Origin of the sequence: Bradyrhizobium erythrophlei (assembly GCF_900142985.1) — a bacterium.
In the GTDB taxonomy this organism is placed as follows: Bacteria; Pseudomonadota; Alphaproteobacteria; order Rhizobiales; family Xanthobacteraceae; genus Bradyrhizobium; species Bradyrhizobium erythrophlei_B.
The window spans coordinates 4,735,319-4,748,196 of the sequence record NZ_LT670849.1 but is presented as its reverse complement, the minus strand read 5'-3'; the positions used below and the strand labels follow the sequence as shown (position 1 = coordinate 4,748,196).

Here is a 12,878-nt window from a genome sequence, read left to right as displayed (position 1 = left end):
GTTTTGTATATTATACTTGGTTTAATTAGCAAAACATCATTCAAGCAGATAGGGATTGGGATGTCGGACGTGGCAGGCAAGCGCCTGGCAGGAAATGCGCCAGCGTCCAGCATGACGGCGCTGCCGGATGGTATCGACGAGCGCTATCTAGTGCCGGCATTGATCCGCGGGCTCGACATCCTCGCGACCCTGTCCGGGGATCAGCAGTCCCTTACCCTGTCCGAAGTCGCCCACACGCTCGGCGTCACCCGCTCATCGGCGTATCGGCTGCTCTACACGCTGAGCGCGCTCGGCTACGTCGCCTACGACAGCAACACCAAGAGCTATCGCCTCGGCCCGCAGGTTCTCAGCCTCGGCTTCGGCTATCTCGCCTCGCGCGACCTCGTCGAGGTGGCGATGCCGCACCTGATCCGCCTGCGTGACCGCACCGGATGGTCTGCGCATCTTGGCGAACTGCACGGGCGCGACGTCGTTTATCTCGCACGCGTGGCGACGCGACGCTCGATCGCCAGCACCGTCCACGTGGGCACCCGCCTGCCCGCGCGCCGCACCACCATGGGGCGCGTGCTCTTGTCGGGATTGCCGGAGACCGAGATCCATCAGCTCTATGACGATGCCTCGCTTGCCGCCGATACGCCGCCGACCAATCTCGCCGAACTCCTGAAACAACTCACTGACGACCGCCGCGAGGGCTTTGTCGTACAAAACGCGACCTACGAGCCGGGCGTTGCCAGCGTCGCCGCCCCGGTGCGCGACATGACCGACCGGATCGTCGCCGCCATCAATATTTCCGCCGTGGCTCTTTTCACCAACGACACCGAGCTCAACGGCGCACTGAAAGCGGAGGTGGTGGCGACCGCACAGGCCATCTCGCAGGATCTCGGCCGTCACGCGGCTTCAGCTCCCGCTTCACCGCGCCAATCGTCAGCTTCACCGCTATGAACTGGAATGCCCAACCATCGAGAACCCCACACACTAACAAGCCATCAAGGAGAGCGAACATGGATGACACCACCCGACAGCAGAAACATTCCTGGGATAGGCCCGAAGGCGCCAGTTTCGAGGACTGGATGAAGAGCCGCGTCGCGCGCGTCGCCGACCGTCCCTATGACTGGAACGCGCTGAAATTCCAGGCCGACTTCGACCCGAAGTACCGGCGCGCGCAAAAGCGCTTCATCGGCACCGGCGCCACCGGCGTTGCTTCGGATAGCAACGTGATCCCGTCGGAAAACTTTACGCTCTCGAACATGATCATCCCTGCCGGCGGCGAAGGCCCGATGCATCTCCACGTCGATGCCGAAGAAGTCTTCTTCGTGCTGCGCGGCAAGATCAAGGTGATGGTCGAAAAGGACGGCGAGCGCTGGGAATCGATCCTCGGCGAGCGCGATTGCATCTCGGTGCCGCCGGGCGTGTACCGCGGCGAGATCAATGTCGGCGAAGAGGATGCCATCATGATGGTGATGATCGGTTCTCCGAAGCCGGTCACGCCGACCTACCCCGCCGACCATCCGCTGGCGAAGGTCAAGCGCAGCTGATGTCTCGCAACGGCGCTGGGTTGCGATGTCAGCGCCCGCACCACCGGCAGGATATGGCGCGAGGCCGGCGCGTAGTTTTAATGAAGGGGTCTGCGATCATGGCGTTCAATGGTATCGACGCAATTGTCTTCGGCGTGGCCGACATGGCCGCGGCACGGCGCTTTCTGGACGACTGGGGCGTGACGCAGGTCTCCGTCGCCGACGATCGCCTGGTCTATCGAACCCGTGACGGCGCGGAAGTGATCGTCCGCCCGCACGACGCGCCGGATCTGCCGCCTCCGATCGAAAGCGGCAACACCGTGCGCGAGGTGATCTGGGGCGCGGCGAGCGAGCAGGAGCTTCAGAAAAGCCTGGCCGTGCTTCGCGGCGTCGAAACTTTTAGGACCGGCTCCGACGGCCTGCCCCGCGTCACCGATCCGAATGGCCTGAGCCTCGCCTTCCGGGTCAGCCGCCGCACGCCGATCACCGTCAAGCCGACGATGCCGAACGCGCCCGGCTCGCACCAGCGCGTCAATCAGCGCTCGCCGATTCACACCCAGGCGCATCCGATCAACATCGGCCACGTCGTGGTGTTCGCGGCCGATTTTCCCGCCATGCGCGCCTTCTACACCGAGAAGCTTGGCTTCGTGATCAGCGACGAATATCCCGGCCACGGCGCCTTTACCCGCTGCCAGCAGGTCGGCGATCACCACAACCTGTTCATCCTCAACCGGCCTGGCAAAGCCGGCATCAATCACGTCGCCTTTACGGTGACAGATATTCACGAGCTCATCGGCGGCGGCATCGCGATGAGCAAGAAGGGCTGGAAGACCGAAATCGGCCCCGGCCGTCATCCGATCTCCTCGGCTTATTTCTGGTACTTCGAAAACCCGCTCGCCGCGCCGCTCGAATATTACGCCGACGAGGATTACTGCACGGCCGACTGGAATGCGGCCACGCACGAGCGCAAGCCGGAAAACTTCGCGGAATGGGCGATAGCAGGCGGCATCGACGGCAAGACCCGCCGTCAGGTCGTGGCGATCGATCAAACCGGCCGCGGTCACGCCTGACGCGACAGGACGAGCGATCATGAGCCCAGAAATCCGACGTATCATTGTGGCCGAGGCGCACCGGCGGCGCTCCGGGCATTGTCCGTTGCGGCTTTATTCGCTGGGAACCGGCGAGACATTCGAGATCAATCCGACGGCGGATGGCTTTGTCGACATCACTTCGGGGGTCAGCGCATCGACGGCGGACGGCCGCATCCTCGTCGCCGGCAGGCAAGGCGCGATCGACCTTCGACTGACCGGCGATGTCGCTTTCGACGGCTACGATCATATCAGCGACGAAGCCTTCACCGGACGGGCGGGAGGCGGCGCATCGGTCACGATCTACGATCGCGACCAGCGCAACTATTTTCAGTACGCCGTCGCCACCGAAGCACTGAAGCTTTAGCGGAGGTCATGACCAGCATGGGCGGAAGATTCAGCGGACGGCGGATCGTCATCACCGGGTCAGGACGGGGCCTCGGTTTCTCCTATGCCGATCGGCTGTGCCGCGAGGGCGCAAGCGTCATCATCGCGGAGATCGACCCCGCTCTCGGCGTCGAAGCGGAGACGGCGTTGAAGGCGAACGGCGGCGATGCGCGCTTCGTCCAGGTCGACGTCTCCTCGGAAAGGTCGGTGGCCGAGATGGCGCGCCGGGCGCGCGAGGGCTGCGATGGGATCGACGGCCTGATCGCAAACGCCGGATGGGCCAACAATGTCGGCGGCAAGACCTACGACGAGCTTACCATCGAGGCCTGGGACCGGATGATGGCGATCAACGTCCGCGGCACCTGGCTGACGGTGCGCGCCATTGCGCCCATCATGCGCGACGGCGGCTCGATCGTGACCGTCTCGTCGGATTCCATTTACTGGGGCGCCCCTCGCCTGCTCCACTATGTCACCAGCAAGTCGGCCATCATCGGCATGACGCGGTCGCTGGCGCGCGAACTTGGCGAGCGAATGATCCGCGTCAATTGCCTGTTGCCCGGACTGACGGTCGGCGAAGCCACCAAGGACATTCCCGAACAACGCTGGAACGACTATGCGCAGAAGCAGGTGCTCAAGCGCAAGCAGATGCCGGACGATCTGGACGGCGTCGCCGCCTTCCTGATGTCCGACGATTCGAAGTTCATTACCGGACAGGCGCTCGCCGTCGACGGCGGATTTTCGATGCACTGAATTTTTTTCGCGGCAATCCAGCCTTCGCCTGGTCCATTTCGAAACGGGAGAACGATCGTGCAGTCGAGACGGTGGGCCGGCGTGATCGTTCTCATGATCGTCGTGAGCATCGCTTACGTCGACCGCATCAACGTGTCGTTGATGATCACCAATGCGGATTTCCTCCACACGCTCGGGCTCGAGGGAGACCGCGTCGCGCAGGGACGGCTGGTTTCGCTGTTCCTGTTCGGATACGGCCTCTCGGCATGGTTTCTCACACCGGTGTTCGAATCCCGCTGGAGCGTTCGCACCAGCCTTATGATCAGCGTGCTGCTGTGGACGGTCTTCACGGCCGCCTCGGCGCTCGCCGCCGGCGCCACCGTCTTCCTGCTGTGGCGACTGCTGCTCGGCTGCGCCGAAGGTCCGCTGTTTTCGCTGAAAACCATGTACGTCAAGGAGCACTTCGCCCCGAACGAAGTCGGCAAGCCGAACGCCGTGAGTTCGCTCGGCGTCAGCATCGGCCTTGGCGCGGGCTACTCGGTCGTCAACTTCCTGATCGTGCATTTCGGTTGGCGCGATTCGTTCTGGGCGCTGGCGGTGCTCAACCTCGCCATCGGACTGCCGCTGATCGCACTGTTCATCCGATCGTTGCCCACGCCGACGCGCCCGGCCACCCGCGACGGGAGCTCGGCCTTCTCTCTGCTGCTGGCGGCGCTACGGACACCGCATTTGTTCTGGATCCTCATCGTCGAGATCTGCACGCTGAGCTATCTCTGGGGCGCGAGCACATGGCTGCCTTCCTATCTGAAGGAGGCACGGCATTTCTCGCTCAATGAAATGAGCATCTTCGCCGGCCTTCCTTTCTTCGTCGGCATCATCGCCAACGTCGCCGGCGGCTCGGTCGTCGATCTGCTGCCGCGATCGAAGGCGCCGGTCGTGTTCGCGATCGGCGGCGTGACCACCGCGCTTTGTGTGACCATGGCGATCCTCGCCGACAATCCGTATGTCGCGGCCTCCGCGCTCGTCCTCGCCGGCGCCGGTTGGGGTTTTCAGGCGCCTGCGATCCCGAGCCTTGTGCAGCACGTCGCCAGAGACGGCACCGTCGGCAGCACCTATGGCCTGATCAACGGCATCGGCAACCTCACCTCGGCGCTGATGCCGATGATGATGGGCGCGGCCATGATGTCCCGTACCGGCGATAACCTCGCGCGAGGCTTCTGGCTTCTCGTCGGCACCCAGCTTCTGACGGCCGCGTCCGGACTGGTCCTGATGGCAAGGCTCGGCAAGGCCGCAGGTGAAACCGCTCAAGCCGCTCCGCTAGTGGAGCGGATTTGACATTCGCTACCCATCTGGCCGCGAGTTCGCCACACGGCTGAGGCGGGGATTTTGCGATCGACCATCCATCGCGCCGATTGCGGCGAGCGCCTTTTAAAAAAGCGCTGCGTTTCGATAAACCCCGGATGAAAGTCCGGGGCTTTTGATTTGCACGCATCGCCACACTTGCAGATCTGTCTGTGTGCAGCCGATCGTGTCGCATGACGAACAGATGACATCGCTGCGACGATTTCCGCGGCGTGGAAATGACGCGATGCGATCGAAGTAGCGATGAGTCTTTACAGCTATCACAGGTAGGTACATCGTTGTCCGCGAGGTGCGTCGTTTTGACGGCGCGTCTCTCACAATCAAAATGATCAGGGAGGACGACCATGCATCGACCCTATCTTGTCGGCGCGGGCTTGAGCTTTGCCTTCGTCGCGATTGCCAGCACGTCAGCAATGGCGACGCCGTGCACCAATCTGCAATCCCGCAGTTTCGAACACACCACGATCACGTCGGCGACCGACATCACCGGCGGTTCTTTTACGCCTCCCGGTTCGACGCCGATCACCGGCCTGCCGGCGTTCTGTCGCGTCACCGCAACGCTGACGCCGACGTCTGACTCCCAGATCCAGATCGAAGCATGGTTGCCGGAATCCAACTGGAACGGACGGTTCCTTGGCACCGGCGGCGGTGGCTTCCAGGGCGTCATCACCTATGGCGAACTCGCACAAGGTATCGTCGCCGGTTTTGCTACTACCAACAGCGATCTCGGCACCGGCTCGTCCGGCTGCAACCCGCTGTTCTGCGGCTCTGACGGCAACAAGGGCAATGTGCTCGCCATCGACTTCGGCGATCCGGCGAACCCGTCGACCGGCCTGTTCGGCCATCCCGAGCGGATCAAGGATTTCGGCTACCGCGCGATCCATCTCATGACCGTGCGCGGCAAGGAAATCGCCGACGCCTACTACGCGCAGCGCGCGAAGAAGTCTTATTTCGCCGGCTGCTCGACCGGCGGCCAGAACGCGCTGATGGAAGCGCAGCGCTTCCCACACGACTATGACGGCATCCTCGCGGGAGCCGCCGCCTTCAACCGCACGCACCTGCACATGGCGGGCCTGGGGTCGTGGCAAAACACCCATGCCAACGCCTCGCGTTTCATCCAGCCCGGTCAGATGACGCTGATCAACAAGGCCGTGATCGCGGCTTGCGTGGGGCAGGATGGCGGCGCCAAGACCGATCAGTTCCTGACCGATCCGCGCGACTGCCATTTCGATCCCGCCGTCCTGCAATGCACCGGCGGCAACGTCCCGCCGGCGTGCCTCACCGCGGACCAGGTCACCACGATGCGCAGCTATTATGCCGGCACGATTGACCCAGTGACCAAGCAAGTCATCAATCCCGGCTCCGAGCGCGGCAACGAGACCGACAATATCCTCGCGCTCGGCCTTGAGTTTACGGAGAACCTGCCTGAGCCGGCCTTCGACGGCCTGTTCTACTGGGTCTACGGCGCAGCGTTCGGCATTCCGACCAGCCCCGTCAACTTCACCAACTTCGATTTCAATCGGGACGTCGACACGGTGGACGACCAGCTCGCGAAAGTGCTGAACGCGACCAGCACCGACCTGAGCGAGTTCCGCGAGCATGGCGGCAAGCTCGTGATGTATCATGGCTGGGCTGATCCGCTGATCCCCTCGCAAAGCAGCATCAACTATTTCAACGCGCTGGTGCAGAACGGCCGTGCCTTTGCGCAGCCCGCGCGCTTCGACAGCAACGACCCTGCGCTGAAAGACACGCAGAAATATGCCCGTCTGTTCATGGTGCCCGGCATGTATCACTGCTCGGGTGGACCGGGGCCGAACGTGTTCGACGCGCTGACCCCGCTGGTCGAATGGGTCGAGCAGGGCGTGGCGCCGGACACGATCCCGGCCACCAAGTTCGTCAACGACACACCGTCGCTGGGTGTGGCGATGACACGGCCGCTATGCGTCTATCCGAAGGTCGCGAAGTATAGTGGCAGCGGCAGCACCAACATCGCGGCGAACTTCACCTGCGTGGCCGACGAACCTGACTTCAACCAGACGCCGGCCAAACAGTTCGGGCCATAAACGATACCTGCCACCGGCCAGTCGCAACGGAAGGCCCCGGAACGTCCGGGGCCTTCCCCGCAAACGCGGCAGCTCACACCGGCATCGCCGACAGGTCATGCCGGAGCGGCATGTTGCTGGCGAGCTCCTCCTTTGGAATTCGCTTTTTGACCTCGAGCTTTCCGTTTTCGACGCGGCTGATGTAGCAATCGATGATTCCGACATGGTCTTCCTTGCGGAGTATCTTGTCGCCTTGCGGATGCGCGAGCGAATTCGTCATCTTCATCCCTTCCAACACCCGGATGACGCCCTCTACATCCTTGCGCGTCTTGTAGCCGGATTCCTCGATCGCCTGCTTGAGCGCGAAGATATCTTCCCAGGGCTGCCAGCCGTGGCTCTTGTCCATGACGCGGCTACCCCCGATCTCGCGCGCGTCGACATCGTCGATACCGAGGAGCTTGTTGAACTCCTTGTGGAAGCTGTCGTCCTTTGCCGTGAGCTGGCGCGGAAAAGTCTCGAAGAAATAGACGCCCTCGGCGGCGCCTTTGATGTCGTCGGGGGCAATGGTCTCAAGGCTGGCCGACGACGAATACATTTTCATCTTTCTATCGAGCCCCATGCTCTTGGCCTGCGTATAAAACGCAACCGACAGCGAGCTGATGAAAGCCGGCAACAGGACCTCGGTGTCGGCGGAAATCTGCGCGAGATACGGCACGAAATCCTTGGCGTCGAGCGGCACGGGAATGGCGTTGAGGACTTTCCCGCCGGCGCGCTCGATATAGACCTTCGATTCTTGCGCCGTGCTCTGTCCCCAGGCGTAATCGGCGTAGATGATGGTCCAGGCTTTGCCCAAGTTCTCGACGCACCACGGCAGGCTGGCCGCCGCGATGGAATACGTATCCGTACCGGTGCGGAACGAGAAGCGCGTGCCTTTGCTGCCCGTCGCTTCGGTGGCTTCGCCGGTCGAGAAGTAGATAGTCTTGAGCTCGGTTGCGATCGGTATCGACGCCAGCATGACCCCGGAATGGACCGAGCCGATGATGAATTCGGCGTTGGTACGCTGGATCAGGTTTCGCAGCTTGCGGGCGCCGCTCGCCGGATTGGACTCGGTATCCTCGGTCACGAGTTCGACCTTGCGCCCGGCAATCCCGCCATCCTTGTTGATCAAGTCAACCGCGGCCTTGGCGGCCTTGTCGTGCCACACCCCCCATGACGATATCGCGCCGGTGAGATCGCAGTGATGTCCGATGACGATCGGACCTGAACCTTGCGCAAATGCGTCGCGCATGATCGTGAGGTTGGCAGTGCTGGCCGCCGCGCCGCCTGCCAGCGCACATTCGAGGAAGCTGCGGCGCGATAATTTTCTTGCCATGATCAAATCCTCCTTTTGAAATGTCCGAAATTACTGCGTCAGTCCGAGATAACGATGCACGATTTCAGGTCGGGCCTTGAGTTCGGGAGATGTGCCCGAATGGACGATGGCGCCCTTCTCCATCAGAAACACGTTCGAGCAGAGTTTTAGCGCCGTCTCGACATTCTGTTCGACCAACAGGATCGATACCCCGCTTTGATTGATGCGATGAATTTCGCGCCTGATCTGCGATACCAGCCGCGGCATGATCCCTTCGGTCGGCTCGTCAAGGATGATCAGGCGGGGGCGCATCATCAGGCAGCGGCCTATCGCCAGCATCTGCTGTTCGCCGCCCGATAGCGTGTTGCCCGGCTGGTGCAATCGTTCCTTGAGCCTTGGAAAGCAGGCAAAGACATAATCCTCGCGGTCACGATCACGCTTGCCCTTGACGCCGATGTTCAAATTCTCGAGCACCGAAAGGCCGGGGAAAATGCCTCGTCCCTGCGGGACGTAGCCAATTCCCTTGCCGGCAATCTCGTGCGCCGGATAGTTCGAAAGATTGAGGCCGTCGAACTGGATCGTCCCGCCCGTTTTCGATACCAGTCCCATGATCGCGCGCAGCGTGGTCGTCTTGCCGACACCGTTGCGGCCCAGCAGCGCCGCGGACTCGCCCGCTTTCACCTCGAGCGTAACGCCCTGGAGGATGTGCAGCTTTCCCATGTGGACGTGAAGGTCCCGGAGGCTAAGCATGCGCGGCCTCCTCGACGAAGTCTTCATCTTCAGGCCGGCCGAGATAGGCCTCGCGGACGCGCTCATCGCCGGCGATTTGCGCAGGATTGCCGCTGGCCAGTATCGCCCCTTGCGCCAGCACGGTGATGTCGTCGGCAATTCCGAAAACGACATCCATGTCGTGCTCGATGATGACGATGTCGATGGTGCGCGCCAGGTCTCGTATCTTGGCGACTGCGCGGCTGGTTTCCGCAGGGCTCATGCCGCATGTCGGCTCATCCAGCAGCAGCAGGCTTGGCTCCGAGATCATGGCCATGCCGATCTCGAGCATCGCGACGTCACCATAGGACAAGGTGCCTGCGGAGCGCGCGGCCAGCGCCGATAGGCCAGTCTGTTCGAGCGTCTGCTCGACCCGCAACCGCGTCTCCTTGTCGCTGGCAGCAGCGCGGAACGGATTCAGGAATCGGGATCTCGCCTGCCTCGTGACCCAGAGGTTGTCGGCAACGGAAAGCTCCGGGAAAACGCTCTTCACCTGAAGGGTTCGCTTGATTCCCAATCGGCTGATCGCATGAGGCCTGAGCCCGGTGATGTCGTGCCCCCGAAAGAATATCCGGCCACTGGTCGGACTGAGCATGCCGGTGACGAGGTTGAAGAACGTCGTCTTCCCCGCTCCGTTCGGGCCGATGATGGCGTGGATGCGGCCTGGCGGAATGGCGATGCTGAGATTATCGACCGCCGTAAGGCCGCCAAACCGCTTGGCGAGATTCTCGGTTCGCAGGACCGGTTCGCTCATGGCTCTGCCCGTACGGTCAACGGTTGCGAGGCCGGCTTGACACTCTCTCGCTCGACATCTTCACGCTCGCCCAACCGGCTCATCCATCCGTTCCAGAGACCGACGATTCCCTTTGGCGCGAAGATCACCGACAGGATGGCCAGGAGCCCGACGATCAGCGAGTGATGTTCCCAGTGACTGGAAACGATTTCGCGTATCACGATAAACAAGGCGGTTCCGACCAGCGGCCCGAACATCGTGCCGGCACCGCCGACGATGGTCCACACCACGGCCTCGCCGGAAACCTGGTAGAACATGTAGCTGGCGGAAGCGTATCGGCCAAAGAATGCAAACAAGGCCCCGGATACGCCGGCGAGAAAGCCCGCCATGACGAAAGCGACGAGCCGCAACATATAGACGTTGAGGCCGATCAGCGATGCGCGGAGGTGGTTGTCCCGGATCGCCAGAAAGCTCTTGCCGAGCGGGCTGTTGATCAGCCGGTACATCAGGAAGAAGCAAAGCGAAACCACCGCCAGCACAAAGAAATACTGGAAGGTCGGGTCGGTAAGGCCGAGGATTTTGCCGTCAAGCTTGAAGACCGGCGGCAGGGAAAAGTTGATTCCGTCGTCGCCGCCGGTCAACGGCTTCATCGACACGGCGAGGAAATAGAAGATCAGCGAGAACACCACGGTGATGATCGCGAAGTAGTGCCAGCTCAGCCGGACCGCGAAGGTACCGGAGACCAGCGCCATCGCCATCGCTGCCGCGACGCCGAGGCCGAAAGCCGGCCAGAACGACAGACCGAAGCGGTCGATCCCCAGCGCCACGCCATACATGCCGAATCCGAAATAGAGCGCTTGCCCGAACGACAGAAGCCCGACATAGCCGAACAGCAGGTTGACGCTCGCCGCAAACAGCGACCAGATCAGAATCTCCGTCATGACGCTGACCCAGAAATTGTCGGCGAGTACGGGAATGAGCCACGGCACCGCGATCAGGAACGTCGCCGCCGCTATCGCAAGCCCGATCTGGATCGAACGCGGGCTCATTTCACAAAACCCTTGAACAGGCCCTGCGGCCGCAGCAGCAACACCACGCTCATCAGTACCAGCGAAGAAATTCGCGCAATCGTAGGACTCGCCATGCTCTGGATGAGCCCCTCAATGAACGCCAACAGAACCGCGGCCGCCACCGTTCCCGGCAGGTTGCCGAGCCCTCCGATGATGACCGCCATGAAGCAAAACGGCAGCACGTCGACGCCACCGCGAAAATCGACCGTGGTAATCGGAGACGCGACCGCCCCGCCAAATGCCGCAAGCGCGAAGCCGATGCCGAAGGTCATGACGTAGACGCGCCCGGCCGGGATACCCATCGCAATCGCCGTCTCGCGATCGTGGCGCACGGCTCGCATCCAGATTCCAAGCCTCGTATGTTGCAGAAACAGGAAGAAGCCGGCGAGCGCCGCCATGGCTACTGCGGCGGCGAACAGGCGATAGATTTCGTAGTCGACGCCAAACAACGAAACGGTGCCCTGGATCGGCGCCAATATCCGGCGCGGCGTCGCGCCAAAGGTCATCCGCACGACCTCCTGAAGGATGAGCGAGAGGCCGAACGTCGCCACGATCGATAGCGCCGCCGAACCGTGGATCGGCTGGATGACGAGGCGCTGAATGACAGCGCCGAGGAGAAAGCCGATCAGGGGGGCAACGATGAAGCCAATCCAGAAATCGCCCGTCGCCGACAGGCTGAACCAGGCGAGCACGGTACCGACCATGAAGAAGTCGCCATGCGCGATGTTGATGATATCGAGCAGGCCGAAGATGACCGACAGCCCGAGCGCGATCAGGGCAATGATCAGCCCCCAGATCAGCCCGTTCATCGCCAGCAGAAGTACCGTGTCTTTCATGGCCAACCACGATCAAGGGCGGCCCAGCAAAACCCGGCTGCGACCACCGTTCGCCCCGTGAGCGTCCTAGCAACAACCGCGCCAAGAGTAGCATTTCGTGACCCGGCGGCGAGCGGGAAATGATTGCCGTCGGACCCTAAAACGACAGTCTTGCCGCAACGCGAAGCCCGTTTTTCCTGCGCCCATGGTGAGGCGGGCCACCGAATATGCGATAGTGCCTGCGCATTTGTTCTACTCCAGGAGGAGCAGGGTGGCAGAATCTGAAATTCCGCGTGCGATCCGCCACGTCGAGGTCCCGGGCTACCCGGCGCCGCATTCGCCGTACTCGCACGCCGTCATTGCCAACGGCTTTGTGTTTGTGTCGGGACAAATCCCCGTCAAGCCGGGCGGCGCGCCGACCGAGATTGTGGGCAGCACGATGCAGGAGCAGACGCGGCAGGCGCTGCGCAATGTCGAAACAATTCTCAGGGCCGCCGGAAGTTCGCTCGATCGCGTGGTGAAGATCACCGTGCTGCTGGCCCGCAGCGATCTCTACAAGGAAATGAACGAAGCCTATGCGGAGTTCTTTCCCGACGCGAAGCCGGCCCGGGCGATGGCACGTTTCGGCGCCGACATTCCGGGCGTGCTGGTCGCGATCGATGCAATCGCGCTGGCTTGAACTGGATTTCCGCGCAGGGCCGGAAGTCTTTGATTTGGGTGGTGGCGGATGCAGTCTAGCGAAACCCGTCTCCACCTCAAGAACAGGGAATTTTTTGGAATTTTCGGCCTAAAACAGGCTTTCGGGGGGTCCTGAGCCGCCAGTCGCGAGAAAATCAACCGAGATTCAAATCGGTTACAGGGGCGCCCAAGCAGTTTCCTGTTATTCCGCAAAACAGGTAATTCAAGCGCGAGAACAGGGCTTGAGATCGGCGATATCAGACATTTGCCACGTCGTAACAGGTGACAATCCAGGACGAATCGCGCAAATGGCTTGGCCTCACGTATTGCACTGCCTCGTC

13 protein-coding genes are annotated in these 12,878 nt (G+C 62.0%); 8 read left to right on the top strand and 5 right to left on the bottom strand.

What is annotated here, in order from left to right; translation table 11 throughout:
• The first annotated feature begins 60 nt into the window (after positions 1–60).
• The 7 genes from BUA38_RS22510 to BUA38_RS22480 all read left to right on the top strand — a co-directional run bounded on the left by BUA38_RS22510 (position 61) and on the right by BUA38_RS22480 (position 7,143).
• Positions 61–942, top strand: coding sequence for an IclR family transcriptional regulator (locus BUA38_RS22510; protein WP_197685870.1), 882 nt, complete (start codon positions 61–63; stop codon positions 940–942).
• 59 nt (positions 943–1,001) lie between these two features.
• Positions 1,002–1,535, top strand: coding sequence for a cupin domain-containing protein (locus tag BUA38_RS22505; protein WP_072821312.1), 534 nt, complete (start codon positions 1,002–1,004; stop codon positions 1,533–1,535).
• 80 nt (positions 1,536–1,615) lie between these two features.
• The gene (locus BUA38_RS22500) at positions 1,616–2,584 is read left to right on the top strand and encodes a VOC family protein (RefSeq protein ID WP_197685869.1); all 969 of its coding nucleotides are present in this window, start codon (positions 1,616–1,618) and stop codon (positions 2,582–2,584) included.
• A 19-nt stretch (positions 2,585–2,603) separates the two neighbouring features.
• Positions 2,604–2,969, top strand: coding sequence for a hypothetical protein (locus BUA38_RS22495; RefSeq protein WP_156898661.1), 366 nt, complete (start codon positions 2,604–2,606; stop codon positions 2,967–2,969).
• 17 nt (positions 2,970–2,986) lie between these two features.
• Positions 2,987–3,739, top strand: coding sequence for an SDR family oxidoreductase (locus BUA38_RS22490; protein WP_072821306.1), 753 nt, complete (start codon positions 2,987–2,989; stop codon positions 3,737–3,739).
• A 57-nt stretch (positions 3,740–3,796) separates the two neighbouring features.
• On the top strand, positions 3,797–5,053 hold the full coding sequence (locus BUA38_RS22485) for an MFS transporter (RefSeq protein WP_156898660.1): 1,257 nt from the start codon (positions 3,797–3,799) through the stop codon (positions 5,051–5,053).
• 371 nt (positions 5,054–5,424) lie between these two features.
• Positions 5,425–7,143: a tannase/feruloyl esterase family alpha/beta hydrolase gene (locus BUA38_RS22480; RefSeq protein WP_072821304.1), complete on the top strand. Its 1,719-nt coding sequence runs from the start codon at positions 5,425–5,427 to the stop codon at positions 7,141–7,143.
• Positions 7,144–7,216: 73 nt separating this feature from the next.
• Here BUA38_RS22480 and BUA38_RS22475 read toward each other — a convergent pair whose 3' ends face one another.
• The 5 genes from BUA38_RS22475 to BUA38_RS22455 are packed head-to-tail and all read right to left on the bottom strand — an operon-like array spanning position 7,217 to position 11,880.
• Positions 7,217–8,494: an ABC transporter substrate-binding protein gene (locus tag BUA38_RS22475; protein ID WP_072821302.1), complete on the bottom strand. Its 1,278-nt coding sequence runs from the start codon at positions 8,492–8,494 to the stop codon at positions 7,217–7,219.
• A 30-nt stretch (positions 8,495–8,524) separates the two neighbouring features.
• Positions 8,525–9,223, bottom strand: a complete 699-nt coding sequence (locus tag BUA38_RS22470) for an ABC transporter ATP-binding protein (RefSeq protein ID WP_083587700.1) — start codon at positions 9,221–9,223, stop codon at positions 8,525–8,527.
• A complete protein-coding gene (locus BUA38_RS22465; protein ID WP_072821298.1) occupies positions 9,216–9,995 on the bottom strand; it encodes an ABC transporter ATP-binding protein in 780 nt (259 codons plus the stop codon). The genes BUA38_RS22470 and BUA38_RS22465 overlap by 8 nt, the downstream gene beginning before the upstream one ends.
• A complete protein-coding gene (locus tag BUA38_RS22460) occupies positions 9,992–11,023 on the bottom strand; it encodes a branched-chain amino acid ABC transporter permease (protein WP_072821296.1) in 1,032 nt (343 codons plus the stop codon). Before BUA38_RS22460 ends, BUA38_RS22465 begins: the two co-directional genes overlap by 4 nt.
• Complete coding sequence (locus tag BUA38_RS22455; RefSeq protein ID WP_072821294.1) at positions 11,020–11,880, bottom strand: branched-chain amino acid ABC transporter permease; 861 nt, start codon at positions 11,878–11,880, stop codon at positions 11,020–11,022. The genes BUA38_RS22460 and BUA38_RS22455 overlap by 4 nt, the downstream gene beginning before the upstream one ends.
• A 250-nt stretch (positions 11,881–12,130) precedes the next feature.
• On the opposite strand from BUA38_RS22455, the gene BUA38_RS22450 reads away from it, so the two are divergent.
• Positions 12,131–12,538, top strand: a complete 408-nt coding sequence (locus BUA38_RS22450) for a RidA family protein (RefSeq protein ID WP_197685868.1) — start codon at positions 12,131–12,133, stop codon at positions 12,536–12,538.
• Positions 12,539–12,878 lie beyond the last annotated feature (340 nt).